The sequence below is a fragment of the Rhodococcus sp. JS3073 genome (assembly GCF_026810085.1).
Taxonomy (GTDB): domain Bacteria; phylum Actinomycetota; class Actinomycetes; order Mycobacteriales; family Mycobacteriaceae; genus Rhodococcus_F; species Rhodococcus_F wratislaviensis.
This window is the reverse complement of sequence record NZ_CP113951.1, coordinates 5,351,358-5,378,335: the sequence shown is the minus strand read 5'-3', so window position 1 is coordinate 5,378,335 and position 26,978 is coordinate 5,351,358. Positions and strand designations below refer to the sequence as shown.

24 protein-coding genes are annotated in these 26,978 nt (G+C 66.3%); 10 read left to right on the top strand and 14 right to left on the bottom strand.

Going from position 1 to position 26,978, the window contains the following annotated elements:
* Positions 1 to 165 precede the first annotated feature (165 nt).
* The gene (locus OYT95_RS24225) at positions 166 to 747 is read left to right on the top strand and encodes a dihydrofolate reductase family protein (RefSeq protein WP_128641132.1); all 582 of its coding nucleotides are present in this window, start codon (positions 166 to 168) and stop codon (positions 745 to 747) included.
* Between the two features lie 397 nt (positions 748 to 1,144).
* On the opposite strand, the gene OYT95_RS24220 is transcribed toward OYT95_RS24225, so the two are convergent.
* A complete protein-coding gene (locus OYT95_RS24220) occupies positions 1,145 to 1,444 on the bottom strand; it encodes a DUF6308 family protein (protein WP_268789323.1) in 300 nt (99 codons plus the stop codon).
* A complete protein-coding gene (locus tag OYT95_RS24215; RefSeq protein WP_268792344.1) occupies positions 1,368 to 1,547 on the bottom strand; it encodes a hypothetical protein in 180 nt (59 codons plus the stop codon). Before OYT95_RS24215 ends, OYT95_RS24220 begins: the two co-directional genes overlap by 77 nt.
* 333 nt (positions 1,548 to 1,880) lie before the next feature.
* On the opposite strand from OYT95_RS24215, the gene OYT95_RS24210 reads away from it, so the two are divergent.
* Entirely contained in the window at positions 1,881 to 2,657 is a 777-nt protein-coding gene (locus tag OYT95_RS24210; protein ID WP_268789322.1) for a VOC family protein, read from the top strand.
* 643 nt (positions 2,658 to 3,300) lie between these two features.
* On the opposite strand, the gene OYT95_RS44715 is transcribed toward OYT95_RS24210, so the two are convergent.
* Positions 3,301 to 4,143, bottom strand: coding sequence for a nucleoid-structuring protein H-NS (locus OYT95_RS44715; protein WP_442972571.1), 843 nt, complete (start codon positions 4,141 to 4,143; stop codon positions 3,301 to 3,303).
* Positions 4,144 to 4,901: 758 nt separating this feature from the next.
* On the opposite strand from OYT95_RS44715, the gene OYT95_RS24200 reads away from it, so the two are divergent.
* Positions 4,902 to 5,330 carry a hypothetical protein gene (locus tag OYT95_RS24200; RefSeq protein WP_268789321.1) on the top strand — a complete coding sequence of 143 codons (429 nt, stop codon included), beginning with the start codon at positions 4,902 to 4,904 and terminating at the stop codon, positions 5,328 to 5,330.
* Between the two features lie 553 nt (positions 5,331 to 5,883).
* Here OYT95_RS24200 and OYT95_RS24195 read toward each other — a convergent pair.
* The 3 genes from OYT95_RS24195 to OYT95_RS24185 are packed head-to-tail and all read right to left on the bottom strand — an operon-like array spanning position 5,884 to position 9,522.
* Positions 5,884 to 6,915, bottom strand: a complete 1,032-nt coding sequence (locus OYT95_RS24195; RefSeq protein ID WP_255221638.1) for a zinc-dependent alcohol dehydrogenase — start codon at positions 6,913 to 6,915, stop codon at positions 5,884 to 5,886.
* 47 nt (positions 6,916 to 6,962) lie between these two features.
* On the bottom strand, positions 6,963 to 8,258 hold the full coding sequence (locus OYT95_RS24190) for a four-carbon acid sugar kinase family protein (protein ID WP_268789320.1): 1,296 nt from the start codon (positions 8,256 to 8,258) through the stop codon (positions 6,963 to 6,965).
* Position 8,259: 1 nt separating this feature from the next.
* Positions 8,260 to 9,522 (bottom strand): RuBisCO large subunit C-terminal-like domain-containing protein, encoded by a 1,263-nt coding sequence (locus OYT95_RS24185; protein ID WP_268789319.1) that lies wholly within the window; start codon positions 9,520 to 9,522, stop codon positions 8,260 to 8,262.
* Positions 9,523 to 9,683: 161 nt separating this feature from the next.
* On the opposite strand from OYT95_RS24185, the gene OYT95_RS24180 reads away from it, so the two are divergent.
* The 5 genes from OYT95_RS24180 (at position 9,684) to OYT95_RS24160 (ending at position 15,551) form a co-directional block, all read left to right on the top strand.
* Positions 9,684 to 10,565, top strand: coding sequence for a GntR family transcriptional regulator (locus OYT95_RS24180; protein ID WP_268789318.1), 882 nt, complete (start codon positions 9,684 to 9,686; stop codon positions 10,563 to 10,565).
* Between the two features lie 488 nt (positions 10,566 to 11,053).
* Positions 11,054 to 12,121, top strand: a complete 1,068-nt coding sequence (locus OYT95_RS24175; RefSeq protein WP_128641126.1) for a 2-keto-3-deoxygluconate permease — start codon at positions 11,054 to 11,056, stop codon at positions 12,119 to 12,121.
* Positions 12,122 to 12,228: 107 nt separating this feature from the next.
* Positions 12,229 to 13,695, top strand: a complete 1,467-nt coding sequence (gene pyk, locus OYT95_RS24170; RefSeq protein WP_268792267.1) for a pyruvate kinase — start codon at positions 12,229 to 12,231, stop codon at positions 13,693 to 13,695.
* 138 nt (positions 13,696 to 13,833) lie between these two features.
* Positions 13,834 to 14,058, top strand: a complete 225-nt coding sequence (locus OYT95_RS24165) for a hypothetical protein (protein WP_268789317.1) — start codon at positions 13,834 to 13,836, stop codon at positions 14,056 to 14,058.
* A 1,058-nt stretch (positions 14,059 to 15,116) separates the two neighbouring features.
* Positions 15,117 to 15,551, top strand: coding sequence for a hypothetical protein (locus tag OYT95_RS24160; RefSeq protein ID WP_268789316.1), 435 nt, complete (start codon positions 15,117 to 15,119; stop codon positions 15,549 to 15,551).
* Positions 15,552 to 15,900: 349 nt separating this feature from the next.
* Here the strand turns inward: OYT95_RS24160 and OYT95_RS24155 are convergent, their stop codons facing one another.
* From OYT95_RS24155 to OYT95_RS24125, 7 genes are all read right to left on the bottom strand, one after another.
* Entirely contained in the window at positions 15,901 to 16,248 is a 348-nt protein-coding gene (locus OYT95_RS24155) for a hypothetical protein (RefSeq protein ID WP_268792266.1), read from the bottom strand.
* A gap of 252 nt (positions 16,249 to 16,500) precedes the next feature.
* Positions 16,501 to 16,824 (bottom strand): hypothetical protein, encoded by a 324-nt coding sequence (locus OYT95_RS24150; RefSeq protein ID WP_268789315.1) that lies wholly within the window; start codon positions 16,822 to 16,824, stop codon positions 16,501 to 16,503.
* Between the two features lie 312 nt (positions 16,825 to 17,136).
* Positions 17,137 to 18,411, bottom strand: a complete 1,275-nt coding sequence (locus OYT95_RS24145) for an amidohydrolase family protein (protein ID WP_268789314.1) — start codon at positions 18,409 to 18,411, stop codon at positions 17,137 to 17,139.
* A complete protein-coding gene (locus OYT95_RS24140; protein WP_268789313.1) occupies positions 18,408 to 19,670 on the bottom strand; it encodes an amidase family protein in 1,263 nt (420 codons plus the stop codon). Before OYT95_RS24140 ends, OYT95_RS24145 begins: the two co-directional genes overlap by 4 nt.
* Before the next feature lie 447 nt (positions 19,671 to 20,117).
* Positions 20,118 to 21,254, bottom strand: a complete 1,137-nt coding sequence (locus OYT95_RS24135) for an acetamidase/formamidase family protein (RefSeq protein ID WP_268789312.1) — start codon at positions 21,252 to 21,254, stop codon at positions 20,118 to 20,120.
* 338 nt (positions 21,255 to 21,592) lie between these two features.
* Complete coding sequence (locus OYT95_RS24130) at positions 21,593 to 22,786, bottom strand: amidohydrolase (RefSeq protein ID WP_268789311.1); 1,194 nt, start codon at positions 22,784 to 22,786, stop codon at positions 21,593 to 21,595.
* Positions 22,787 to 23,027: 241 nt separating this feature from the next.
* Positions 23,028 to 23,681: a TetR/AcrR family transcriptional regulator gene (locus tag OYT95_RS24125; RefSeq protein ID WP_268789310.1), complete on the bottom strand. Its 654-nt coding sequence runs from the start codon at positions 23,679 to 23,681 to the stop codon at positions 23,028 to 23,030.
* 458 nt (positions 23,682 to 24,139) lie between these two features.
* Here OYT95_RS24125 and OYT95_RS24120 point away from each other — a divergent pair, with 458 nt between their 5' ends.
* Both OYT95_RS24120 and OYT95_RS24115 read left to right on the top strand, forming a co-directional pair.
* Positions 24,140 to 25,399, top strand: coding sequence for an MFS transporter (locus OYT95_RS24120; protein WP_268789309.1), 1,260 nt, complete (start codon positions 24,140 to 24,142; stop codon positions 25,397 to 25,399).
* A 112-nt stretch (positions 25,400 to 25,511) separates the two neighbouring features.
* Complete coding sequence (locus OYT95_RS24115) at positions 25,512 to 26,000, top strand: nucleoside deaminase (RefSeq protein ID WP_268789308.1); 489 nt, start codon at positions 25,512 to 25,514, stop codon at positions 25,998 to 26,000.
* Positions 26,001 to 26,334: 334 nt separating this feature from the next.
* Here the strand turns inward: OYT95_RS24115 and OYT95_RS24110 are convergent, their stop codons facing one another.
* Complete coding sequence (locus tag OYT95_RS24110; RefSeq protein ID WP_128641116.1) at positions 26,335 to 26,973, bottom strand: RES family NAD+ phosphorylase; 639 nt, start codon at positions 26,971 to 26,973, stop codon at positions 26,335 to 26,337.
* Between the last annotated feature and the right edge of the window lie 5 nt (positions 26,974 to 26,978).

The window sequence follows — 26,978 nt, the reverse complement described above, 5'->3', positions numbered from 1 at the left end:
ACCGGGCTCACGCCAACCCGGTACGTCGAAGTCCGGCGGCGGTTCCTGCGCGAACATCCCGGCCACGTGCTGGACAGCTGGCCGCTGCCGGCCGATTGATTTCATACACGAGCGGCAGCTCACGACACGCTAAATTAGGAACACCCCAAAGCAGAGGAGAGCCCCGTGGGCAAGGTGGTCATGTACAGCTCGGTGTCGGTGGACGGCTTCATCGCGGACGAGAACGACCAGCCCGGACCGCTGTTCGACTGGCTGTCCAACGGTGACGTCCCATTGGACGAGAGCGGCGAGATCACGGTGTCGCAGACGTCCTACGACTACACCCGGCCGTACTGGGACCAGATCGGGGCGACACTCGTCGGCCGCCACGTCTTCGACCTGACGGACGGCTGGGACGGAAAACCTCCGAGCGGGATCGACCACGTGGTCGTCGTGACGCACCGGCCGGAGCCCGAGGGCTGGGACCCCGAGGCACCGTTTCACTTCGTCGACGGCGTCGAGGCAGCCGTCGCCAAGGCGCAGCAGCTCGCAGGTGACCGCATCGTCGAGGTCGCCGCCGGCGACGTCGGCGGCCAGGTGCTCGCCGCAGGCCTGATCGACGAGGTGCGCATGGACGTCGTACCCGTCGTATTCGGGTCCGGCAAGCGCTACTTCGGGTCGGTCCACGCACAGCACCTGTTGGAAGATCCCGACGTGGTGATTCAGGGCAACCGGGTGCTTCACCTGCGCTATCGGGTGCGTCGTTGACCGATCCGAGCGAGTACGCGAAAAAGTCCACTGCGAGACGCCGTCCGACCACGACCAGGCCGAGCTCATCCAGGCGGCAGAACATGGTCAGGGCAGGACACCCGAAGGCAGCGTCAGGCACGTCGAGCTCATCGAGATGGGCGGCATAGGAACCTCCATCCTCGAAAAGACCTCGAAACCCACCCCGAGACCGACGCGCCAGCCAACACCCAACCAGCGACTACACCCTCGACCGTGAAAAGCCACATATGCGCAGGGCTCAGAAGAGATCCACAGCGTCAGCGATCACCCGGTGCCCCTCATTCTCGAACGGTTCATCGCCGACCTGGTACGCCCAGACCGCGGTTCTTGCCGTCCATCCACGCGATCACATCGAACACCCGTAGGGCCGAGACGATCAGCTTCGTCGCGTTCGTCCAGCCCACGTTCCGCAGGCCGCGCAGCGCCGTTTCCAAGTCCCAGGCCAGCACCCCGGGCCGAGCGGGTCCGGCTCGTCGACCAGGTCCCGATCCGGGTCCACCGCCCGCAGAGAGGCGTTCAACGCCTCCGCTATCGTGTCCAGGATCGCCCGCGCCGCCATCGTTAGGACCTGCACCGACAGGAACGTCACCGCAACCTGATCATCCGCGGTGAACCGGTCCGCCTCCCCCCACCCGGTCGCCGGTGCTCGACCAGGAGTCGGAATGCGCCTCGACATTGGCCTCTTTGCCCAGGTACGGGCGGTCGTAATACTTCATCCGCGCCGCGATCGCCGCGGCATCCGAGTCCGTCGCGAGGGTGGTCGGCAGCCGAAATGTCATAGCCCGCACCCTCTCACCCGGAGAAACCGTGTCCGCCCAACCGGAGCGAACTGACTTCCGACAAGGAGTCTGACGTGTCCGTTGGCGGCAGCGATGCCCAGCGTGAGCATGCCGAAGTTGCGCACACGCTGGGGGGTGGCGCACCGGAAGAAGGTGACCGGAAGGACGCCTGAGGGAGGTGACGACCGGGCATTCGGCGCCCTGCACCTCAAGGACTCCGTCCTGTCGATTGCAGAGTGGGTTCGCGGATCGGACAGCGAATCGCGGCTCTGCCGTCGAATGTCGGTGCCGCAAGCTAGCGTCGAGTGGGTACCCGGCAGCTGAGGAGCAGCGATGAGCGCGGTCACGACGAATCAACCACTCGGCACCCCCACCTGGATCGACCTGGGCATTCCCGACCTTGACCGGGCGATGACCTTCTACCGGTCGGTCTTCGGCTGGGAGTTCGACGTGGGTCCCGAGGAGTACGGGCGGTACACGATGTGTCTGCTCGGCGGCAAGAAGGTCGCCGCGCTGATGCCGAACCCCGACGAGAACGCCACCGAGTTCTGGTGGAACGTCTACCTGGCGACCGACGATCTCGAGGCGACGGTCGCTCGGTCCGCAGACGCGGGCGGCACGCTGCTGATGGAGCCCATGGACATCGCCGACCAGGGTCGGATGGCGATGGTGCGGGATCCGTCCGGTGCGCAGTTCGGGCTGTGGCAGGGGCGGGCGCACGTCGGCTGCGAGCTCGTAAACGAGCCGAACACGTTGTTGCGCAACGACTTGGTGACACCGAATCCCGGTCCGGCGCGGGACTTCTACGCGGCGGTGTTCGACTTCACGCTGGACGGGAACGACGACCTACCCGGTGTGGACTTCACCTTTCTACGCAGACCGGATGGGCACGAGATCGGTGGCATCGTGGGCGACCCGGCAGCCTCGGAATCCTCCTGGGGCACCCTCTTCCAGGTTGCCGATGCGAACGCGGCCGTTGCCGCCGCCCGGGCCAACGGGGGGACCGCGCAGGACCCGACGGACATGCCGTACGGGCGGACCGCGGATGTCACCGATCCGTTCGGGGCGAAGTTCACGGTAGGTTCCCCGCTTCCGGGTGTTCAGGGGTAGGGGTCTCGAAAAGGGAGCTATCCGGTTCAGGAAATGTGGGCGCTAATCGAAGCGTCGCGTCCGAGTGAGGAAACGACGTGCCGGTCGGTGGGTGATTCCTGAGAGCTGAAATGGGATCCCGCCGTCGGACAGTCGATGACACCTCGATCTGACGTGCAAATCCCGCATCGCGACCTGCGCGGACGGCACTGAACGCGATGCTGTGAACTCCCACCGCCCGCCCCCGCCGTCGCGCAGGTCGGCACCGACTGGTGTCCTACATCGCTGCTCCGTGTGGGGATGGGCGTGGGCCAGCCGCGCCGTCGCGCGGTGCGACGGATCGGGCCAGGCCACGGTGCAGGAGCCGAGTCGGTGACCAGTCGATGAACGACGACATCGTCGTCGATTACCCGCTTCGCGGCCGGGACTCACCACTTGCCATCAGCACCTACACCACGCGCCGGTCCCCCGCTCGCCGACGTCCGGGACGCTGTGCCGACGGCGGGCCAACTCACCGACGCCATCCGGAAAGTTCGACACCCGCACAACCCCAGACCCCTATCCGCGAGCCGACAACCGACAGAGGAACACCCCCGCCCCCGGGTGGGGCGAACGCCCTGCAACACGAGCCCAGGCACCCTCATAGGCCTCGCGCACCGGTAGATCAATCAGAACCGGCCGGCGCAGCATTCCTCACGGGCGCCTTCGCAGCAGCCTTCTTCGCAGGCGCCTTGGCAGTAGCCTCCTTGGCGGGCGGCGTCTCGGACCGGGTCGGATTGGCGGCCGCAGCCTTCCTCGCTGGCGCCTTCGCAGCAGCCTTCCTCGCGGGCGCCTTCGCAGCAGCCTCCTTGGCGGGCGCAGCCTTTCTCACAGATGCCTTCGCAGCCGCAGCCTTCTTCACAGGTGCCTTCGCAGCAGCCTTCTTCACAGCGGCCTTCTTCGCAGCGGCCTTCTTCGCAGGCGCCTTGACAGCAGCCTCCTTGGCGGGCTCAGCCTTTCTCACAGGTGCCTTCGCAGCCGCAGCCTTCCTCGTAGGTGCCTTCGCAGCAGCCTTCTTCACAGGCGCCTTCGCAGCGGCCTCCCTCGCGGGCGCCTTCGCAGCAGCCTTCCTCGCGGGCGCCTTCGCAGCAGCCTTCCTCGCAGGCGCCTTCGCCGCCGCAGCCTTCCTCGCAGGCGCCTTCGCCGCCGCAGCCTTCCTCACGGGCGCCTTCGCCGCCGCAGCCTTCCTCGCAGGCGCCTTCGCCGCCGCAGCCTTCCTCGCAGGCGCCTTCGCCGCCGCAGCCTTCGTCACAGGTGCCTTCGCGACGGCCTTCTTCGCGGGCCGCGTCTCGGACGGCGCCGGTTTGGCGATTGCCTTGGCGCCTCTCTTGGCGGGCGGCGTCTCGGACCGGGTCGGTTTGGCGGCCGCAGCCTTCTTCGCAGGTGTCTTGGCAGCAGCCTTCTTCACGGGCGGCACGTCGGACGTGGCCGGCTCCGACTCGGGCTTGATTGCGCTCTGGGGTTCCACCTTGAGTCCGGCTCTAGCTTCCTTCGAAGTTTGCGTCCGTTGTCGCAGCTTGTTGTTCGTAAAAGTCCAGGCGCCCTCACTCGCGTCCCGAAGAACCCCGACTGCATTTCTGGCGGCGCGCGCGGCACCGCTGATAATGTTCATTGCCAACTCCGCTAGCCTTCCGCAGTCACGGCCGCCGACGCACGGGCGACCTGCTCGGACGTATCCATCACCGCACAGACTAACCGTGAAGGTGCGTCAACGAGCGACCGGCAGAGCGTGCGGTGCATATCGGCAAGTAATTCGGCTGACACAGACCGCCGTCTTGACCCAAACTGCATCCACTCGTTGACGATTCATTTTCACTCACCCTCCCCTTCACACCTGTCGCTCTCCTGATCCCGGCTCGGCCGAGTGTCTGCCAGAACAGTGTCGGAATGTGGTTGCGCAACCAGGCTTCCCGCACAATCTCGCCGCTCAGCGGCGAGGTGTGTGACAACCCGATCTGCGTGCGGGCTTCGGGTGCGGTTGCCAAACTCGACCGCGAGTTTCGCGCCTACCGAGCAACGCGCGGAAACACCCCGGCCTTTCGATTCCGTCTCACAATCGAAAGGAAGGAGAACCGGACACCCTGCTGGAGGTGACCATGCGTCGGGAGGAAGTGGCACTCCGGTGCCCACGCCGATCCGGTGGTGGCGGATGCGCCCGTGGAGCCGCGACCACCTGATGCGTCCCAGCGACCGCTACGAAGCCGCCATCGTGCTGCTCGCCCGGCCGTGGTCCTGCTGTTGATCCCCGGCGCCGCCGACTCCCCCGACTACGCGCTTCGCCCCACCGGCATCCAGAACACCGCCCGGGCCCACTGGTCCACACCCCACGGCGAACGCATCGCCGCCGTGCCCACCCCACGCCCCCGCGAAAGCCGGCCAGACCATCACCATCGACGTGGACGCCGACGGCACCTCACCGGCCCCATCCCCGACAGCCGGGAAAGCACTGTCCTCGCGGTGACCTCCGCCTGCGGGGTGTGGGCACTCGCGGCCGGCGCGGTCCTGCTCTCCACGGCCCTCACACACCGACTGTTCACCCGGAACCGGTTGCGGCGCTGGGAACAGGACTGGAACAGTTCGAAATACCACCGAGAGAACCCCGCTAACGCCGGGTCAGGTACACCGCCCGGAAGCCCACAGCGAGTGAGCCTTTGAGTTGGTCGGCGTCGATGGTCATCGCTTGTCGCTGTTTGCGGAGCCGCAACCCTTTCTTGCTCTCAACGGGCGCCGTGTAGTGCCACCCAGCGGAAGCGCCATCTCGAGGACGAATGGTTAACGTACCGCCGACCGTCTATACCTCGAGGGACAGGGATCCTCACGTTCGGCCACCGATCAATAGCGGTAGGTGGAGCGGCCGCCGTTCACCAGGGAGACGACTTCCAGACGGCCCAGACCACGGCGCCGACAAGCGCGGTGCTCGACTAGGAAGTGAAGTGCGCACCGAGATTGGCGTCTTCCCCCAGGTGTGGGCGGCCGTGGTAGTTCAGCGCCGCGACCGTCGCAGACTGGTGGGTGCGGTATTCGAAAGGTGCGGTATTCCCCTGCCCGATGCAGGTTGATCAGCGTCATCACATCCATTGGGTTTGGAACTTTATCAACGCGTGTCGCCCGCCCTCCGGGAGGAACGACATGTACTAGCGAGGAACAGATCGCCCGGGTGAATATTCCGACTTTCCCCCACACGCGAGATCGCGATCAACACTGGGGGTTATCCGAGGCCGGGGACCAGGAGCACCTTGCAGGCATCGCCGGTGAGAAGTTCGACCGCTTCGTCGATCTGGCTGAGTTTCATCCGGTGGGTGATCAGCCAGTCGAGCTCGAGTCGGCCAGAATCGAGCAGGAGCAGGCTCTGTTCCCAGGTCTCCCACAGTCGCCGCCCGAAGATCCCGCGCAGGGTGATGCCCTTCTTGTTGATGTAGGCGGCGATGTCGATGTCGATCGGGCGGCTCGGGTGGCCGACCGTGACGATGGTCGCCTCGCGGCGAACCGCCTCGAGCAACGTGTTCAGGGCCGACGGGGCGCCCGAGCATTCGAAGGCGACGTCGAATCCACCGCGCTTTCCGGTCAGTTCCCGGCACCGTTCGACGACGCCGTCTCCAGGGGCGAGGGCGGTGACGCCGAGCGTGGTGGCCTGGCCGCGGCGGTATTCGTTCGGTTCGACGACGACGGTGTAGGCGGCGCCCATCAGCTGTGCCAGGTGTGCGAGCACCAGGCCGACCGGGCCGGCGCCACTGATCAGTACGGCCCGTCCTGCCACCGAGTAGTTGGCTCGTTGAATGGCGTGGACGGCGACACCGGCCGCTTCGAGGAGAGCGCCGGACTCGAAGGACAACGCGTCGGGCAGCTTGACGCAGATCCCGGCCGGCACGCTCATGTGTTCGGCGAAGAGCCCGTCGATGTGCATGCCGATGATGCCGGTTCGTTCGCAGGTGTGTGCGTCACCGGTGCGGCAGGGAAAACACTGGCCGCAGGTGAGGTGACTTTCCAGCGCCACACGGTCGCCGACGGTCAGCCCGGTGACACCGGGCCCGACTTCGACGACGGTTCCCGCGCCTTCGTGACCGAGGATGACGGGCAGGTTCAGGTTGAATGCCTGCGCGGACGGTGTCCACTCGTACAGTTCCCGATCGGTGCCGCACAAGGACGCCGCGGCGACCTCGATGACGACGTGGCCGTCGCCGGCCTTCGGGTCGGCGGCGTCGGTGACGTAGTCGACGCCGCGTTGCGCTGCTGATTTCATAACCGCTCTCACGGGTTTCCTTCTTTCTCTCGTTTCAGGGGTGTGGTTTATGCAGGGAGGTGGCCGGCGAAGCGGCTCAGGATGTCCGGGGGCCCGACTTGTCCGCCCTTGAGGAGCAGGCGGCATCCTGCGACGGCCGCTGCGTCGTCGCTGTGGCAGATCGGACCGGCGGTGACGAACTGTTCGGTGACCCGTAGTTGCGCCACGCCCATGGCGATCAGGGCGTGGCTCGAGGTGTCGCCGCCGAAGACGGCGATGTCGTGGGTCAGGCCCGCGGACGCCATTCGGGCGGCGAGAGAACCGATCACAGATCCCACGTGGGCGGGGTCGACCGGTCCGAGGTTCGAGAAGCGCGGGTCGTCGGTTCCTCGGGTGGTGTGCACCACGACATCCCGGCCGGCGGACAGTGCCGCCGACACCGCCGCGTCGAGGGCGGCCAGTTGCCGAGGTTCGCGGGACGCCAACAGGGAGAGCGGTACCGGCACCTCGGCCCAGCCGTGGTCGAGGGCGTCGGCGATCTGCTGCGCGGTCACACTCGACGCCGAGGCGCTGACCGCCAGGACCGGGCCGCTGGCGCGGTGCGGGTCGGGGGTGATGGGGGTGCGGTGCCCGGTGGTGCGGGCGAGGGCGGCCATGACGCCCCCGGATCCGACGACGATCGCCGGGGTCGGTGAGTCCGGCTGCGTGCGTAGGGCCGCGGCGACGGTGTCGAGGTGGGTGTCACTGACGGCGTCCACGACGAACGCCGGTCCGCCCGCGGCGCGGTGCTGTTCCCACGCCTGGGTGAAGGTGCCGTCGTCGTAGGTCGGCAGCTGAATCGCACCGGGTGCGATCTCGATGCCGAACTGCTCGGCCAGGAGTTCGCGTAGGTCGGCCTCGTGCATCGGAGTGGAGGGGTGGGTGGCCATGACCGGGTGCCGGTCCAGTCGGTAGATCCGCCCGCCGTAGGTGGCGTAGTGGTGACTGAACGCGGTGAACCGGCCGAATCCTGGCTGCGCCGGCACCACCGGGATGGGTCCGTGATCGGGAAATCGTTCGTGGAGCAGTTCGATGCCGCGGCCGATGCTGCCGAGTTTCGGTGAGCTGTCGAACGTCGAGCAGACCTTGTACAGCAGTACCTCGAGATCGAGTTCGGCGATGCGGGCGAGGTCGCCGCGGACGTGTTCGTCGAAGGCCGTCCCGCCGAGGGACCGCGCCGGCCCGGCGATACCGACGACGTCGGCGTCGGCGGGTAGTGCTGCGTCGCCGATCACGAGAACCGCATCGAGCCCGTATCGATGTGCCTGTGCGAGCACGTCGCTGGCGCCGGTGAGATCGTCGGCGACGAATCCGAAGGAGGCCATGTCAGTTCCCCCCGAACGCCTGCACCGCGTGCAGGAGGTCGGTGTCGCCGTCGTCGGCGCGGCCCGCGGCGGCGGTGGTCAGCGGGACCCCGTCGACGGCCGCCGCCCACGCTGCGCGCAGGCTCCGGACACCGGCGGCGGGACCGTCCGGGTGGGCGGCTACTCCGCCACCGGCAAGCATCAACAGGTCCGTCGATCCGACCGCGTCGAAGGTCGGCGCGGGTGTGGTCACGTTCTGGCCGGAGGACAGCACCGGCAGCGGCGTGGTCGTCTTACCGAGGGGTGCCAGCAGGGACTGCACGTTCGCGGTGACCTGCGCATCGCGTTCGTAGAATTTGCTGCCCAGCCCACTCACGTGCAGGTGGTCGGCACCGGCGAGTCGGGCGAGCTGCTGCCATACCTGGTAGTCGATGCCCACACCTTTTGCGCGCATCGATGCCGCCAGGCCGGCGCGGTGTCCGTGGATGGGGACTTCGGTGAACGAGCGCAGCCATTCGAGTGCCGGGATGCCCATGACCGGAATGTTGAGCATCACGCATCGTCCACCGGCTCGAACGACCGTGTCGTGTCGCTTGCGCAGACCTTTCAGGTCGCCGGTGATGTTGAACGCGTACATCGTCGGGTGTCCGGTGACCTGCTCGGCGGCAGCGATCTCCTCGGTGGCGACCGCGACGCGTCGTTCCAGTGGCAGGTAGTCGGGATCGGTCATCAGCTCGTCGTCCTTGATGACATCGATCGATGCCCTCGCCAATTCCCGCACCACGAGCCGGAACTCGTCTTCGGACAACCCGACATTCGGTTTGACGATGGTGCCGATCAACACGCCCGGAGCGGCGCCGATCAGCTCCCGGGTACCCCCGATCCCGTAGGCGGGGCCGGGGTGCGCGGAGACGAATTCCTCGGGCAGCGTCAGCGCCTCGAGCCGGCAGGCGAACAGGTCACCGAGCTCGAAGAGATTCCCGGCGACAGTGGTGTGCAGGGTCGCCAGGTCGGTCCCGATGTTTTCCATCGGGAAATCCACCGTCACCAGTGCGGCTCGGACCTTTTCCGGGGCCGCACGGGAGGCGAGCGAGGGCGGGCACACCCCCAACTCCTCGACCTCGACGATCTGCGCGGCATGTCGTTCCCGGATCCGAGCCGACTCTCCCGGCACCGGGACAAACGTGCCGCTGGACTGTTCCCCCGCCATCAGGGCTGCTGCCTTCTCCGGAGGAATTTCCGACTCGAGGTAGTAGGTGCATCGCACCGTGCGCTGATCCCGCATGAAGTCTCCAATCGTGGGTCGGCCGCTCGCGTTCGGCGGGCGTCGACCTGACGCATCTGATGTTTCACATTTCTCCGCCGACATCGCGGCGAAGTTTGTGCGTACTTTTCGTACGTACATTAGACTGTGATTGCAGTCACCGTCAACCGAATGAGGATCCAATGCACGTCAACGCCATTGCGCACGCCTACGATGAGGTCGTGCACACGGAAGTGGCGGGGCAACCCCCGCGCGTCGACCGCGATGATGCGCGCCCACTTCACGTGCAGATTTTCGACATCCTGCATCAGCAGATCTCCAGCCATGCCCTGCCGCCCGGGTCCGCGCTGCCCACCGAGGACGAATTGCAGCAACAGTTCGGCGTCTCCCGCAGCGTGGTCCGGCAAGCGCTGGCGAGCCTGGCCGACCGTGGCTTGATTCACCGCCAGCGCGGTCGCGGAAGCGTGGTCGCCGCCGCTCCCGTGCTCCGGCGCAGCGTGCAACGCGCCGGAGGCTTGAGCGAGCAGGCCGTCGCGCAGGGGCAGCAATTGCGCACGCATGTCGTCAGCGTCCAGCCGTCCGCGCCGCCGGACGCGGCACTGGACGAACTGGGGACCGGACGCGCCTGGCAGATCGAGCGCGTCCGCTACCTGGACGATGTCCCGGTCGCCTACATGCGCACCTGGGTACCCCGCGAACTCTTTCCCCACTTCACCGAGGAACTGCTCGAGGGCAACTCGCTGCTGGCCCTCATGCGGGCGCACGGCTACACACCCGCCGGCGGCCCACGGCACGTCCAAGCCGTCGCCGCGGACCCGAACCTGGCGTACTCCCTCGAGGTCGAAACCGGGGACCCGCTCCTTCTCCTCGAAGGCGTCACCCGCGACACCAGCGGGCAGGGCCTCGAATGGTTCAGCGTCTGGCACCGCGCGAACACGGTCTTCGACGTCGACGCACAAGTCGCCACCACACCTGCGGCGATCTCGCCCGAACAGGTCACCCGACTGCGCTCGATGGCGCGTGAACTCGACGCCGCACTCGCCGAGATCGACGGCACCCGCTAACCCCGCAGGACCCTCCGCTCCTTCTGCGGTCACCGCTTCCGGTCGACCGGCCGGCGGCAAGAACCGCCCACCGGTACGAGGCTGCGTGTCGGCCACGGACTGGCCAGCGGCGATGCCGAAGGGGCGGTCCGCAGGGACAGTCCTGCCATGTGGCGTATCCGCCCTGCAGCTCCCCGCCCCTACTACGACGTGGGCACCCCCCTCGGGCCGACAGGCACTGACGACGACTCCCGGGAGCGGATTCGGCGCGCTGCCCGTTGACAGTGACCGCAGTCACGCTTAATGTACGTACGAAAGGTACGCACAAGCGGATCGGCCGAAGTCGCCGCCCGATGAGCCCGAGCCGTCCGGGCACTCCGGACTTGCAGTGAACTCGTTTCGACGAATTCCCCTCGGCCGCACCACCGCCGCGCCCGACTATCCGTGGGCGACGTCCCTGACAGATCATGAAAATTGCGGACCTACCGGTTCCTTCAAGGGAGAATCCCATGACCGTCCCCATCAAAGCCGCCATAGACAAGGTTCCCGGCGGCATGATGCTCATTCCGCTGCTCCTCGGCGCCGTCATCCATACCTTCGCACCCGGAGCAGGCAGCTTCTTCGGCTCGTTCACCGGGGCGTTCTTCACCGGCCTCGCCCCGATCCTGGCGGTGTTTTTCTTCTGCCTCGGAGCGACCCTGGAAGTGCGCTCCACCCCGTACATCATGAAAAAGGGGGGAGTGCTCCTCGGCAGCAAGATCGCCTTCGCCGCCGTCGTCGGTATCGTCGCCGGCAGGATTCTCGGCGAGGCGCCCATCGAGGGTGGATTCTTCGCCGGACTGTCCGTCCTGGCGATCGTCGCCGCCCTCAACGACACCAACGGCGGTCTCTATATCTCCCTGATGGGTCAGTACGGGCGGAAGAAGGACGCCGGCGCGTACTCGATCATGTCCCTCGAATCGGGACCCTTCCTGACCATGGTCACACTCGGCATCGCAGGCTTGGCCGCATTCCCCTGGCAGGCACTGGTCGGCGCCATCTTGCCGCTGGCCCTGGGCATGCTGGTCGGCAACCTCGACCCGAAGATGCGTGCACTCCTCGCACCGGCCGTTCCCGCGATGGTGCCGTTCCTCGGGCTGGCATTGGGCCTGACCATCAACCTCACCTCGGTCGTCGACGCCGGACTCCTCGGCATCCTGCTCGGACTCTTCGTCGTCCTCGGCGGTGGGCTGGTCCTGTTCCTCGCCGACAAGATCTCCGGCGGTGACGGCGTCGCCGGTCTGGCCGCAGCCACCACCGCCGGCAACGCCGCGCTCGTTCCCGCCATCGTTGCCGAGGCCAACCCCATCTACGCTCCTGCCGCTGAGACCGCCACCGTCCTCGTCGCCGCCTCCACCGTCGTCACCGCAATTCTGTGCCCCGTCATCACGTCCGCCTGGTCACGGCGCGTCAACCGGAACACACAGAACGCACCCGCCGAGGACACTCCCCCGGACGAGACACCCTCTCCCGCTCATGCCGAAACCGCACCCACCCCGGCAGCATCACGCGCCCATCACGCGCTGCCACCAACCTGACAGCCGCATCGACGCCCGCACATCCCGACACGAGAGTGACTTCAATGCCTCTGGCGCAGAAATCTTTTCGGCAACCGACAGCACCCGTCCACATCAGCGAGAACACGATGCAGCCGACACCGGCGACAGGATCGCCGGCACCGACCCCCAGCTGCGGGCGCCGCACGAAGATCGTCTGCACCCTCGGGCCCGCAACGGCAACCGGCGACCGCATACGCGAACTCGTCGACTGCGGAATGGACATCGCACGGCTCAACTTCAGCCACGGCGAACATGCCGACCACGAGGAGAACTACCTCCGGGTGCGGGACGCGTCCGAACTCACCGGCCGGGCGGTCGGTGTACTCGCCGACCTCCAGGGCCCGAAGATCAGGTTGGGGCGCTTCGCCGAAGGCAGCACCGTCTGGTCGGACGGCGACGTCGTGCGGATCACCGTCGACGAGTGCGACGGCACCCACGACCGTGTGTCGACCACCTACAAGCAACTGGCCGAGGACGCCGAGCCCGGTGACCGGTTGCTCGTCGACGACGGCAAGATCGGATTGGTCGTCACCGGCGTCGACGGCAACGACGTCGTGTGCCGGGTCACCGAGGGCGGCCCGGTCAGCAACAACAAGGGTGTGTCCCTGCCGGGGATGAACGTGTCGGTCCCGGCCCTGTCGGACAAGGACATCGCCGATCTCGAGTTCGCACTGCGTCTCGGTGTCGACCTCATCGCCCTGTCGTTCGTGCGATCTGCGGCAGACATCGAACTCGTCCATGCCGTGATGGACCGGGTCGGCCGCCGGGTCCCCGTGATCGCGAAGCTCGAGAAACCGGAGGCGATCGACAACCTCGAGGCGATCGTGCTGGCGTTCGACGCCGTGATGGTCGCCCGCGGCGATCTGGGTGTCGAGCTTCCCCTCGAACAGGTGCCGCTCGCGCAGAAACGGGCCATCCAGGTCGCCCGCGAGAACGCGAAGCCGGTGATCGTCGCGACGCAGATGCTCGAGTCGATGATCGAGAACTCGCGGCCCACCCGCGCCGAGGCGTCCGACGTGGCCAACGCCGTCCTCGACGGCGCCGACGCCGTCATGCTGTCGGGTGAAACGTCCGTCGGGAAGCACGTGATGGAGACGGTCCGCACCATGGGCCGCATCATCAGTGCCGTGGAGGAGAAGTCCACACACGTTCCGCCGCTGGCACACGTGCCCCGCACGAAGGGCGGTGTGCTGTCCTACGCGGCACGCGACATCGGGGAACGATTGGGCGCCGCGGCGCTCGTCGCGTTCACCCAATCCGGGGACACCGTCCGGCGGCTCGCGCGGCTGCACACTCCGCTGCCGTTGCTGGCGTTCACCCCGCTCCCGGCGGTGCGCGCTCAACTCGCGCTGACGTGGGGCACCGAGACGTTCCTCGTCGACCCCGTCGAGTCGACCGACCAGATGATCCACCAGGTCGACCACGCGCTCCTCGGCCTGGGCCGGTACCAGCGGGGCGACCTCGTCGTCATCGTCGCGGGATCGCCTCCGGGCACCGTCGGCTCGACCAACCTGATCCACGTCCACCGCATCGGCGACGAAGACCACCGCTGACTCGTCGCACCGGCGTCGATGCCTACCCGATGCCGGTGCGACGCCCCACAACCACCACCATCACCGTCGCCTCGACGAGCACGGCGACGACTCGGCACGGCCACCCACCGTGCCATCACCCCACCACCGGAGAACCTGATGACTGCCAGCCTCACCCGAAACCGCGTCGGAGACTTCGTCCGCCGCAACAACAAACACGGCTACCGCACCGGACAATGGGCCCAGATCGTGATGACCGTACCCTCAGACGGCCGCGACTCCTGGCTGGTCATCTACCAGGACGGCGAAACCGATGTGATCCCGGTCGACAACCACACCCACCGATACGAATTCTGCTCCGATCCGGTCGACTGGCGGCGCTGACCTGACCATCGTGGCCCCTGTTCTCGCCCACAAAACAATCGCGCAATACACCACCTCCGCAGCCGTGCCGGTGTGGCGGGTCATCGCGGCAACCGACCCGGCAACGACCGACCACAAGAGCGCCGAGTCGCAGAGTCCAGGCGGTCCTGTGATGTCGCGGACCCGTCCGGTGCGAGAGCCGAAGTCTGTTCCCTGCGAGATCTGTCGGTGCGGCGATCTCTGGACTTCCGCGACGAGCAACAGGTCGCCACCCACTGACCTCGACCGGTGCTCCATCCCCGGTCCTGGTCTGCGGACTGTTCCGCAGATCGGTCGGCGTGCGGTGGCGACCTGTTTCTCTACCGTCGCCCGGGTACCGGATGTGACGTCACGGCCGCGTGGGGGCCGTATCGGCGGTGGGCTGCGGACCTGTAGGCCTGGTCCCGACGAGATCAGACACGCCGCGACCGACCAGCCTGACCCGCCACGGGGGCCCGGCGCACCGCGGTGCGGGTAATCGGACGCTGTTTCGGGTAACCCACCGACAGCGACGACGAAGACCGGTGCGTCGTCGCCGAACAGTGCAGGGAGCGCGGTGCATCCGGTGACCGGACGCACCTGACCGAAAAGGGTGTACCGAACATGCCTCACATCGACGACCGTAACGACGGCCGCGATCTCGGAGCGGACGACGATCCGATTCGATGGCCGGACCCGAGCCCGTTGGACCTGTGGTGGCAACGAGTGATGTCCGAGAGCCTCCGCCGAGCCCGGACACAACCCGTTCACCCCGAGTCGAGCCTCGGCCGAAACAAAGATCTCCGGCCGCACGCGAGTTAGCGCCACCGAAGAGGTCTCCGAGTCCGAGGCATCGGGCCAGACCCCCAGACACTTCAATTTCGGCCGGCTGCGACAGCTCGACAACCTTTCCTGCGCCGGCAGAGCCGGCTCCGTCCGATGCATCCTCACCGCGACGGCGGCCAGCAACCCACGACAGGAAGTACAGGAACCGCGCCGAGGCTGCCCCTCGTCTCGGGTGCCAGCGCGTCCGGAACACGTATTCGGGGTATGCGGCACTGATGACCCCCACGCCCGCACTTGCCCGCCTTCTCGGAGCATCGACCGCGACCTACCGCCTCGCCCTCATCGCCTCACCCCGACTTCTCGCCACACCGTGCAAGCTCACCGCCACCGACGGCACCATCCCCTCCCACGTCGCGACCCTGATCCGGGCCATCGCAGTGCGCGACACCGCCAGCGGGCTCGCGATGGTCCTGGCACCGACCGGGCCGGCGCTACGCGTCGCGGTCGCCGCCCGTGCCGCGTCCGATTTCGGTGACGCAGCAATCTTCGGGGCGGCACTTCCCGATGCCCCAACGAAAGCCAAATCGCCGGATTCGCCGCGGCTTGGGGTCTGCTCTGCGCGTACAGCGGACGCCACACCGGATAACCCCAGCCCGCAGCAACGCAATGCGCGCAGCAACCCACACTCCCGATCGATCCCGCACAGCTGATCTGCCGGGACTGCACCTGAGACCATCGGAGTATCCGAGGACCCGCACGCCTTCACACCACAAACGGTGCAATCCTCCGTCTCCGCTGGCCTGCACGGAGACCGCCACCGCCGGACACACCGCATCCCACACTCGACCCGCGCATTGTCGTCATCTCACGGGCCTACCGACGGCCCCCAATGGAGGCGGTAGGGCGGACAGGCCTGAACCCGCGACCAAACCGATGATGAGTCCACGGCTCTCACCGACTAAGCTACCGCCCCATCACCGCCCTCCCCCACCATCACCGCATGACGATGCTGCCGGCCACCCCACTGGCCGGTGGCCCCCGCCTGTGCCGGGAACAGTCTCAGATGCGGCCGAAGAGCTGCCGCACACCACCGTCCTCATCAACCGCATACAGCGCCATCCCCAACAGATCCAGAATCCGCTGAGGTGCCCGCACCGCAGCCTCCACCGACCGCCGCTCGTCACGAACCACCAACGCAAACGACACCGCCTGATCCGGCTCGCTCGGCATCCGCCTCACCAGCTGCCCGATCGCAGTATCGACATCCAACCCCGGCTCGGTCGTCGCACCCTTGACCTCGACGTAGAGCCGGCGTCCGTCCTTCTCGGCAACGATGTCGACGAAATCCACCTCGGTACGCACCATCCACCCCTGAGACGACAACCACCCCGCGAAGGCCCGGGCCACGCGAGCCTCATCTCCTCTCATACCGGACACGCTAAGCCTGAAACATCAGTTCCGAACAACACACAGCACGAAACACGTCCGGTACGGCTATGCCACGACTGAGGCATACCCCGACAAATCATGCGGCGCGATCGACGTACCCCCTTCAGCACCTCATCCACGTCATTCATGTAATGGACTGACTGCTCGCGCAATTCGTGTGCACGATGCCCGACGCCGCCCCAAAACCGGCTACGAAGCGGCCGCCGCCGATCATTCTCCCCGGTGTCGGCCGGGCGTCTGCACGGCCGAACCCGGGGCCGAGTTCGGGTTCGGGTTCGGGGCGGAGCGGTAGGAGCCCGGATCGATGGTCAGGTCTTCGGTGTCGGCAAAGACCAGCCGACCGTCGTCGAGCGCGACCGCCCACCGATGCACCGGCGCCCACGCGTGCCCACCGCCGCCAGGGTCGGTCACTGCCGCATAATCCTCGACCACCTCACCGGTGAGATCGGCCCCGGCGCTCCTGCGGACCAGCACCCGGACACCGACCGTCAACTCCGGGCCATCGACCGGCCGGTTGCCGCTGTGTCGGGCCATCTTGATGCACCTCTTCGCTCGGCGAAACTCCCGAGATCGAGCATAAGCACCACCCTGCCCGGTCGGCGCATCGAACACGGAAGAACCCCAACTCTCGACCGCCTCGCAGCGTCGCTACCACCGAGAATCGGAACTAGCCGAGCGACCGCACTCGCGGAGTCCGCGATACTCATCCTGTCCCTGCCGTTTCCTCCCCAGCGCTATGCCCATTAGTCAATCCACCTAGACCACCAATTCGTCGCTCTCCGCGAACCTCACGCCAACTCGTTGGCCCAATCGCTTCCAGGAACAGAACTCTCCACGGGCCAACTGTTACTTCGCTAGTTCGAGTTGTCGGGCCCTGTGATGCCAGTCGCGTTCCCGACGTTCGGTGTAGACCGGTAGCCCGCCCGTCAGTACGAGAGTTCTGGGCGGCTGATCGAATAGCAGCGTGGTGGGATCCTCGGTGTCGAGGACGACTAGATCGCCGCGAGCGCCAACCGTGACGCCGTGGGGCTCACCCGGACGGACCACCGCAGCGGCCGCAACAGTCGTCATGCCAACGATACGCGTGAACTCGTCCGGCGAGGACACGTGCGCGACTCGGGCCGCGAGAAGGGCGATGTCGAGCGGGTCCGCTCTCCCTGTGGGAGTGAATGCGTTCCGAATGTTGTTCGACGACAAAGCCGTCGGCACACCGGCCGACCACAACTCGCGAATCGGAGCGACACCGCGTCGAACATTTCGTTCGTCGTCGCGACCCATGAGATAGAGGTCCGTCGCCGGCAGGGCGACAACGGTGATCCTCGCGGCGGCGAGAGCGTCGAGCACTCGGCCTCGAGCCGAGAGGGACAATGCCGCCAGGGTGGTGACGTGGCCGATGGCCACGCGACCTTCGAGTCCCCTTGCCACGGTTTGGTGAGCAACGTACTCGGCGAGCGTGAAGCGTGGATCGGTGTCGTCGTTCGCCAGGTCGAGGTGCAGGTCTGCCGGGATCCCGAACTCGACAGCGAGGTCCAGAATTGCGTCGACGTGCCGTTGGGCGTGCCGCAGCGAGTCCTCGGCATAAGGGCATCCACCGACGACGGTTCCGGTGATTTCGAGGGCCTCCCGCAGCAGGGGCATCGTGCCGGGACGGCAGAACAGTCCCTCCTGCGGGAATGGCGCCACCTGAACGTCGACGACGCCAGCAAGCTGACGTGCCAAATTGTCGATTACTCGGACCGACAGCAGACCTATGTCGGGGTCGATCTCGGTGTGCGCGCGTATCGCGGTGGTTCCGTGGGCGACGGCTCGGGCGAGAACACGAAGTGCACGCGTACGCACGTCGCGGTCGGTGAACAGTGCCTTCGCCGCTGCAGTCTGTGCGATCGCCTCGCGTAGCGACCCACCGGCGGCCGGTGTTCCCAGAAAGGCCTTGTCCAGATGGAGGTGTGGTTCGACGAAGCCGGGCAGTACCACTCGCCCGCCGGCGTCGTGGGTGACGCCTGCGGTTAGAGGTGCGGTTCCGGCAGAGGTCACCGACGAGATCCGTCCGTCGGTGATGCATATGTCGACTGGCCGGTCACTGTCGAGCAGCCGAGCCGACAACAGAGTGGTCGATGTCATGGCTTCACTCTCCGGATCGGCGCGAGGAGGCGGTCTGCCACTGTTGCCGCTGCGAGCAGCGTCTCGTCGTCGCCCGGGTGGCCGACGAGGCACACTCCTACCGGCAGTCCCGCAACTGTGGTCAGCGGGAGGGATACGGCGGGGAGTCCGCCGAGCCCGGCCACACAGGTCATGGCGATGGTGCGGTTCCGCAGTTCGGCTTTGGCGGTACCGGGAAGGTCGATTCGTGGTGCCGGCCCCGCGGCCGTTGCGAAGGCCAGCATGCCTCCCGGCGGGATCGTGGATTCGATCTTCTCGCGGACCATCTCTCGTCCTACGTCTGCGAGCCGGGCCCGCTCGGGATCCGCCGCGGCGGCCTGGCGCATGCGTGACGTCACCCCCGGCCCCAGGTTGGGGTGCCGACTTGTCACCCAGGCGCCGTGAGTTGCCCAGATGTCCGCCATCTGGCGCACTGTGAACAGCTGCTGCCAGTCGGCGAGGGTGCCCACCCCAGCAAGTGTCGCCTCGGTGACCGGTACCCCAGCGACTTCGGCCAGTCCTCGCGCTGCTGCGGTCACGGCGGCAGCGGTGTCGGAGTCAGCCAGCGCGAGTAGGTCGGTCGCGAGGACGATCTCGGTGGGCGGCGCGGCAGTGGCCTGCGGGCCGGCACCAGGTTCCAACAGGACGGTCGCTGCCCGCTGCAACGCCTCGCCCGTAGCGGCGAGCACACCGACGGTGTCGAAGAACGGTGCCAGTGGAACCACGCCGGTCATCGGGATTCTGCCGTGGGTGGTGCGTACTCCGAACGTGCCGCAGTACGAGGCGGGGACACGGGTGGACCCTGCAGTGTCGGTGGCGAGGGCATAGTCTACGCGTCCTGCCGCCACCGCTGCGACGGAGCCGCTCGACGAGCCGCCCGGAACATGTTCCGGAGCAGCCGCGTTCACCGGGGTCCCGTAGTGGGCGTTGGTGCCGGAGAGACTGAATGCGAGCTCGTCGCTGTGTGCGATTCCGATGACCGAGGCCCCGGCGTCCGTCCAGCGTTTCACGGCCCAGGCATGCGACGATTCGATGCGGGCAGCGGCAAGCCAATCCGGGTTTCCGGCACCGATTCGGTGGCCCTCAATCGCGAATAGATCCTTGACGACGGTCGAGGTGCCGGCGAGCGGGCCGGTCGGTGAACCGCCTGCGAGAATCTGGGGCCCGACTCTGAGCGATCGGCTTCTGGCATACGACTGCCTCACCTCTAGTGGGACGTCGCATAGTGCGTCTGTCGTCATGATTGCCCTTCGCGGTAGACAGGCTCAGTCCCGGATCCCGACGATGCCGACCTCGACGATGGGGTTCCCGGATTCTGATAGCGGGGGTTCGGAGGATGGACGAGCCCACGCTGCACAGCGGCGGGCATCGACTACCTGTGGATGCTGCTCATTCCGAGTCTCGAGTGTGTCACCCAAATGTTGCGCGAGACCTACGATCTGTTAACTGAAAGTTACTGGACTACAAGCATTTTCGACTCTCTCAAGAGGGGGATAGCGCGGGCCGCCCGAACGCGGCAGTTCCGTCGAGCCTGACGCCCGACATCTACGTACCGCGGGCGCGGACAACACGTCCGGGCCAGCGCACCGAAGCGGGGGTCACCGTCGACCTCTCCGCGGCTGTGCGTAGCGCGATGAGTAGACAGCGCACTGAGAAGGGCTGCGGAAGAGGGAATTCCATAGGAACGGCTAAGGCCTCGACGAGAGGATCAGACGTTGAAGCGAAGCCCATCCGGTGGGACCGAAGTCGCTGGTGCGGATCTGACCGTGGACTCCCTGCACGAGATCCACGGCCTGGGAGACCTGGAAGTCGGTTGCCGCACTCAGGTACAGGTACGCCTGCTGTCGATCCATGCCGAACAGAGAGACGAGCATCTGCACGGCGTTGGTAACACAGGACGACAAGGCTTGGCCGAGGTCTTCGTGCAGTCCCGTCGGGATGAGGAGGCCGTCACTGATGGCGAATGGGCCGGTGACCCGGGTCAGCTCGCCGAGATCTGCGGCGGGAATGACATCGACTGTGAGTGTCGCGCGAAGCGGAGCCTCGAGCGCAGTCAGCGCGACCTCCCCGTTTCCTTGGGCGTAGTGCGGGTCGCCGACGTACAGCAGTGCGTCCGCCACCTGCACGGGGAGGTAGAGCGTGCTGCCGACCGTCAACAGCTTGATGTCGAGGTTGCCACCATGATGTCCGGGCGGGATCGAGTTCGCTCGACTCGTGGAATCAGTTGCGACACCCATGATTCCGAGGAACGGTTGCAGCGGAAACGAGGCACTCTCGTGCTCGTCGGGGCGCAGTGCCATCGAGGCCACCCACCCTCGGTCGGGATCCGCAGTCACCGGGCAGAACGATCCGTAGTTCCCCGACAACACCGGGTTCCCGCGCAGGACGCCCCGTCCGTGGCGGGTCGAGATGACACCGTATGGTGCCCGCATGACGAGGTCGTCGACTCGTACCGCGAGCAGATCCCCTGGGCGTGCACCGGAGACGGCGATCGGACCGGTCACGATATGTGGCCCCTGCCCGGGTGCCGGGGTTCGTATTCTGGCGATTTCTCTTGCATCGGTGAGTATCTGATCGGATGGGACTCCGTGTCGGCCGAAGAAGGCGACCGGGTCGGAACCCTGGTCAGGGAGAAGTCCCTCATGGCTGACGGTGTCGACGACGATGGTCTCGCCTGGTTCCACCGACACGATTGCAGCATCGGTGCTGCACGGCAGAGTCCCCCAGAGGACGGTATCCGGTTCCGCCGGCACGTACCGGACACCGGTGGTGATGCCGTCCCCTGTTTGGACGAGCGGGAACGCATCGATGTGTGTTGCAGTCACTTCTGGGCCTTTCACCGACGACTGGCGTGGATATGTGTTGGTAGCAGGGCTGAACGGTGGGTGTGGCAGGATGCACACCCATCGTTCAGCCCTCGACGAGATGGGAACTGCGTTGCCATCGATGTCCTTGCACGGGAGAATCGATGGCCGATCGCGTGCCCCAGGTCGGCGTCTGCGAGAACGGGTACCGGCACGAGCCGCTAGCCGGTGGCCGCCCGAATGAACTGGAAGGAAGACCCATTCGCCGGCAGCGTCCGACGATTCGCCGCGGGCGCACCGACCGGGTTGGATGCCTAGTCGACTGGATTCTCAGGTTGTGCGATCGCCGAACGCGGATGTTACACGAGGCATTCGCCATCGCGGGCGACGATGCGCCCACGCTTGAGGACGAGGCGCTCGGTCGGGCGTTCGATGATCGTCTGCACGTGCGTTTCGCCAGGCAGAAGAACCAGATCCGCATAGCATCCGACCTCGAGCCCGTACGATTCGGCCCGCATCACCCGTGCGCCACCGTAGGTGGCGAGGTCCAGGGCGATCTCCAGCTCGTCGTCGCCGCTGAGACGGTTTCGGAAGGCAACGAGGTACGCGCGGTTCAACACGTCCGGCCGGTTGAACGGATTCCAGGTATCCCCCACGCCGTCGTTTCCCATTCCGCAGGCCACTCCTGCTTGATGCAGACGCTTCACCGGCGGATTCGGATGTGACCCGCCGGGGCCGTTGCTCGTGATCGAGATGCGATTCTCGGCGAGCTCCTCGATCAGCCTGTCCGCGTAGGCGGGCTCGATGTCGCCGAGGAAGTTCGGATGGCTGATCACGGTGCGATCGTGCCATCCCAAGGTCTTGACCCGCTCGATGATCAACTCGCAGGTGAACGCACCGAGGGTACCCACCTCGTGGAAGTGAATGTCGACGTCCTTGTCGTACTTCTCCGCGAGGCCGAAGATCACGTCGAGGTGCTTGACCGGGTCGCGGTCGTAGTAGGCGGGGTCCATGCCGCCGACGGAATCTGCCCCATTTTGCAGGGCTTCCTCGAGGAGTTTTTCGACGCCTGGCGTCACCAGCAGCCCGCTCTGCGCGAACGCGACGATGTTGATCGTGAGCGCCCCGGCCAAGTCCTCGCGAGTTTTGAGGACACCTTCGAGGCCCTTCAGTCGCGCGCTCGGATCAATGTCGACAAAGGTCCGAAGGTGAGTTGTGCCTGCTGCGATGGACGCCCGCGCCTGGCGGGACGACTGGACGTGGTGGTCGAAATCCGGTCTTTCACGGTAGTCCTGGCCGTCCTTGATCATCTCGGCCCACGAGCGTCCTGACCTGCGGCTGTACCAGCCCAGCCCGACTGTGCACTTGTCGATGTGGGTGTGGGCGTCGGCGAATCCGGGCAGGACCAGGTGCCCGTCCCCGTCGATCACCTGTGCGTCGGGCGCCGAGGACGTCAACGACGGTCCGACGGCAGCAATGCGTTCATCCTGCACCAGGATGTCCACGGCGGAGCCCGCCAGCGGGCGGACGTTCTTGATCAAGGTTTCCTGCACAAGGCTTCCCTTCGAATCCGGGTCCGGACGTTGCGTGCGTCAACGGCACCCACCGAGCTAATGGACTAACCGTTCCATACATTAAGGCCGGCGTGGGCGACTGCGCAAGAGGTAGGGCGGGTGAGATCGCGCCGCGTCGCGGAAAGAGGTCACGCAAAAGCGGGCGAGCCCGGCGCCAGATCGCGCACGGGCTCGCCCAACTTCACTGTGAAAATGTATCCCCTGCAGGGCCTTCGGTGCGTCAGGGCATCCCCGGCGCCGCCCCTGTCGTCAGGTAGCTGACGATGAGATCGCCGATCATCGCGCGATAGTGGTCCCGATAGTCGGGATCGCGGAGATCGCGCCCGAAAAGAGCCCTGAAGGTGTACCGATTCGCCACGCGGAACACGCAATACGCGCTGATCAGCATGTGTACATCCAATGGATCGACCTGGCGGACGAACACACCCTGCGCCTGCCCCTTCTTCAGCACGCGATCGATCACATCGATGGCCGGCGTCCGCAGGTTGGACAGGAGCTCCGACTTCACAAGATGCTCGGCCTGATGGACGTTCTCGATGCCGACCAGCTTGAGCATGTACGGGTTCTTGTCGTGATGGTCGTAGAGCAACCCAGTGATGCTGCGGATCGCGGACACCGGATCGAGCTGGTCGACATCGAGGCCCTCCTCGGCGACCTGGAGCCCCAGGTACGCACGCTCGAGGACCGCGATGAACAACTGCTCCTTCCCACCGAAGTAGTAGTAGACCATCCGTTTCGCGGTCCCGGTCCGCTCCGCGATCTGATCGAGCGTGGCCCCGGTATAGCCCATGCGGGCGAACACCTCGGTGGCGGTGTCCAGAATCTCTTCGCGCGTTCGTTCTTTGTCCCGCTTCCGCGTCACCCCTGTGGGCACCACGCCTCCTCACTCCGTGTGGGTCTCAATAGTAGGCGCCCCCAGAAACAGCGCCCACGACCAGCATCTGAGATGGGTTGGCGCCCCGGGCCGCAGTGATGTCCGCCGCACCCGACCAGGCTCGATCTGGGAGTGTTCATCCCTCCGTAACAACACCTCTCGACGATTAGTTGGGCATCGAAAATAATGTGGATCAGGGTCTAGCGGACGGTGAATATCACACCCATAATGGACTAACTGATCCGTACACAACGGTGACGTGTGCCGCTCCACTCTTTCCGCGTGTCAGGATCCTGGGCCAGCGATGTCCCAGACGCCGGCCGCTCCAGCATCGACCACACGAGGCCCATCACATGAACGGTAATCCCGCATCCACGCAGTCGGTCCAGACAGCCACAACACCGCAAACCGAGGCCGAGCGCCGAAGAGATGTCCGGCGCGTCCTCATCGGAGCCCCGATGGGAACCATGCTCGAATGGTTCGACTTCGGGCTCTACGGCGCGGTGTCGGCGATCGTCTTCCCCCAGGTCTTCTTTCCCAGCCTCGACCCCGTCGCCGGCACACTCGCATCACTGGCCTCATTCGGTGTCGGATTGGCAGCGCGCCCCCTAGGCGCAGTGGTCTTCAGCCACATCGGCGACCGCGCCGGCCGCAAAAAGGCGATGGTCATCGCCATCATCTTGATGGCCGCGGCCTCGCTGGGCATGGCCGCGCTTCCCGGATACGACAGTTGGGGGATCTGGGCACCACTGCTGCTCGTCGCCCTCCGCTGCGTGCAGGGCCTCAGCCTCGGCGGTGAATCCACCGCCGCGCAGCTGATGGCAATGGAGTACGCCCCGCCCGGCCGCCGCGCCCTCTACGGCTCGTTGGTCAACGTCGGAGCCCCACTCGGCCTCGGCATCGTCTCGCTCACACTCGTCGCCATCCGTGGAGCCGTCGGCGAAGAAGCCTTCATCGAATGGGCATGGCGCATCCCCTTCCTCGTCGGCTTCCTCATGGCGATCACCGGCTTTGTGATCCGCCGGTACGTCAACGAGACACCGGTGTTCGAGGAAGCCAAGAAGAAGCATGCGCCCGTGCGGCGCCCCATCCTCACCATGTTCAAGAGCTACCCCCGGACAGTCTCACGCCTGACGCTCTTGTGGGCCGCCAACGTCGCCACCGCCTACATCGTCAACACCTACTCCGCCGCCTACATCACCAAGAACCTGGGGATGTCGTCACAAACCGTCTTCACCCTCGTCCTGACGGCAACAGCGCTCGGCGCCATCGCCACCCCCACCGGCGGATACCTCGCCGACCGGGTCGGACGCAAGAAAGTCCTGTACACGGGCACCATCATCAGCCTCGTCGGCGTCATCGCCTACTTCCCACTACTCAACACCGAAACCTGGCCATTGATGGCACTCGGCATGATCCTCGCCCTCAACGGCCAAGGATTGGCCTTCGGCGCCCTCGGTGCCGTACTCGCCGAACACTTCCCCACCCCCGTGCGGTACTCCGGACACGCGGCGACATACACCCTCACCAACCTGGTCGGTGGAGCCGCAACACCCTTCCTCGCGGCATGGCTGATCAACACCTCCGGAACAACGTGGAGCATCGTGGCCGTGCTCGTCGCCGGCTACGCCGTCAGCCTGACCATGATCCATCGCACCCCAGAAACCCGCGACGTCGACTTCTACGCCGACAACATGAACGTCGTCGCCGCAAGATAGTTCGCCACCGCTTCTCGGTCCGCCCGCCCCGACCCCTGCGGGCGGGCCCGGGAGCGGCCCGGGCCGAACAATGCGCGCGAATACACTTCCACCAACGAAATTGAGGAATTCGATGTACATCGAACGGCTGATGCGCGAGGTCATCGACCTCTCCGCGAGCGCGGTCCACCAACCCGGCCGTGCACCGTTCGCCGCGATGGTGACACGCAACGGCGGCACCGTTGCAACCGGACTCAACGACGTCAACGAATCCCTGGACCCCACCGCCCACGGAGAAATCCTCGCAATCCGGGCCGCCTGCCGCGCACTCGGACGACCGGACCTGAGCGACTGCGACCTCTACACCTCCTGCGAACCCTGCCCCCTCTGCACCGCAGCAATATCCATCACCAAGATTCGCCACATCTACTACGCAGTGGGACGCACGCAAGCACGAGAACTGCTGGGAAACCCACCCACCAACCACCCACCCCTAATGCGGATCGAGCAAGTCATCAACGATGTCAGCTCGCCCATCGACGCACGCAGCGTCCCCGCGTCCCAACACCTCGAGACTGATGCCTCCCACGCGTTGCGATTGTGGCGAGAAAGTTGCACCTGATGCCGACCGTAGCCGGGGACCGGGCGTCCAGGGTGTGCAGCGAATTGTGCAATGTGTGATGGCAGAATTACCGCCAACCGATACCGCTAACCACTCTGCCGAGCAATCCGTTACCCCAACACACGAGCCCGCCAGTCGCGTTGCGAGGTCCCGCACGCAACGATCATCGACTGCCGGCGCCAACCAGGTAACCGCCCAGCACAACCCGGTTCGAAGGAAATTTTTCGACGCGGCCCGCGTCGCCGGCCTCTATTTCACGTTCCGTTCAGTCCCCGAATCAGATCCATGGACGTCACGAAACCCGGCGTGCCGCTATCTGCCGGTACTGGCTGGATCAGGGTCCGAGCGCGGCGTTGTGCGGGGTGAGAATCGCACCCAAAAGGTAGTGCCCGTCGGCGGAGTCGAGCGCGATCACCCCTCCGACGGCGGTGACGGCGGGGTGGGTGTGCGTGGCCGGGTCATCGGCCAGCATCCAGGCGAGGGTGTTCTCGTCGTGCCGCGGACGGTATTGCACGCCATCGACATCGGGGTTCGCGGCGAGGATCGCGGCGACCCATCGGCGGGTGTGCAGATACCCTGAGGGGTCGCACTTGGACAACCAGGCGCCGGCGTTGATCCGGGACGCCCCGGTTCCGGTCAGGTCCACGACCTTCACCGTGCGGGTGGTCCGCAGTTCACGCAGAACCCGGCCGGCGATCGTCGCCCGCGGGATCAGCCGCGGGGACTGGTCGACCGGCAGGTTGCGGCAGAGCGTCTCGGCGACCGCCGCAGCGGGGCTGTCACCGAGGTACAGGTACGCGTAGGAGCCGTCGAGACTGTCGAACCGGCCCCCGGCCCGGGCCCTCGGCCGGGCGGTGGGGTTCAACTCCGCGGCGCCGCGGGCGGCGCTGTGGATGCGCCACAGCGAGGTATCGGCGGGGATCGTGGTGACCAGGGCAGGCGGCAGCGGTGTGGGTGGATCCGGGTAGGACACTGCCG

Bases quoted from the DNA above. Each gene is read 5' to 3' on its own strand.
- OYT95_RS24165 (WP_268789317.1), top strand. From the start codon at position 13,834: ATGACTGCCAGCCTCACCCGAAACCGCGTCGGAGACTTCGTCCGCCGC.
- OYT95_RS24115 (WP_268789308.1), top strand. From the start codon at position 25,512: ATGTACATCGAACGGCTGATGCGCGAGGTCATCGACCTCTCCGCGAGC.
- pyk (WP_268792267.1), top strand. From the start codon at position 12,229: ATGCAGCCGACACCGGCGACAGGATCGCCGGCACCGACCCCCAGCTGC.
- OYT95_RS24150 (WP_268789315.1), bottom strand. From the start codon at position 16,824: ATGGCCCGACACAGCGGCAACCGGCCGGTCGATGGCCCGGAGTTGACG.
- OYT95_RS24220 (WP_268789323.1), bottom strand. From the start codon at position 1,444: ATGTCGAGGCGCATTCCGACTCCTGGTCGAGCACCGGCGACCGGGTGG.
- OYT95_RS24140 (WP_268789313.1), bottom strand. From the start codon at position 19,670: ATGACGACAGACGCACTATGCGACGTCCCACTAGAGGTGAGGCAGTCG.
- OYT95_RS24180 (WP_268789318.1), top strand. From the start codon at position 9,684: ATGCACGTCAACGCCATTGCGCACGCCTACGATGAGGTCGTGCACACG.
- OYT95_RS24210 (WP_268789322.1), top strand. From the start codon at position 1,881: ATGAGCGCGGTCACGACGAATCAACCACTCGGCACCCCCACCTGGATC.
- OYT95_RS24195 (WP_255221638.1), bottom strand. From the start codon at position 6,915: ATGAAATCAGCAGCGCAACGCGGCGTCGACTACGTCACCGACGCCGCC.
- OYT95_RS24160 (WP_268789316.1), top strand. From the start codon at position 15,117: ATGACCCCCACGCCCGCACTTGCCCGCCTTCTCGGAGCATCGACCGCG.
- OYT95_RS24185 (WP_268789319.1), bottom strand. From the start codon at position 9,522: ATGCGGGATCAGCGCACGGTGCGATGCACCTACTACCTCGAGTCGGAA.
- OYT95_RS24120 (WP_268789309.1), top strand. From the start codon at position 24,140: ATGGGAACCATGCTCGAATGGTTCGACTTCGGGCTCTACGGCGCGGTG.
- OYT95_RS24190 (WP_268789320.1), bottom strand. From the start codon at position 8,258: ATGGCCTCCTTCGGATTCGTCGCCGACGATCTCACCGGCGCCAGCGAC.
- OYT95_RS24145 (WP_268789314.1), bottom strand. From the start codon at position 18,411: ATGACATCGACCACTCTGTTGTCGGCTCGGCTGCTCGACAGTGACCGG.
- OYT95_RS24175 (WP_128641126.1), top strand. From the start codon at position 11,054: ATGACCGTCCCCATCAAAGCCGCCATAGACAAGGTTCCCGGCGGCATG.
- OYT95_RS24215 (WP_268792344.1), bottom strand. From the start codon at position 1,547: ATGACATTTCGGCTGCCGACCACCCTCGCGACGGACTCGGATGCCGCG.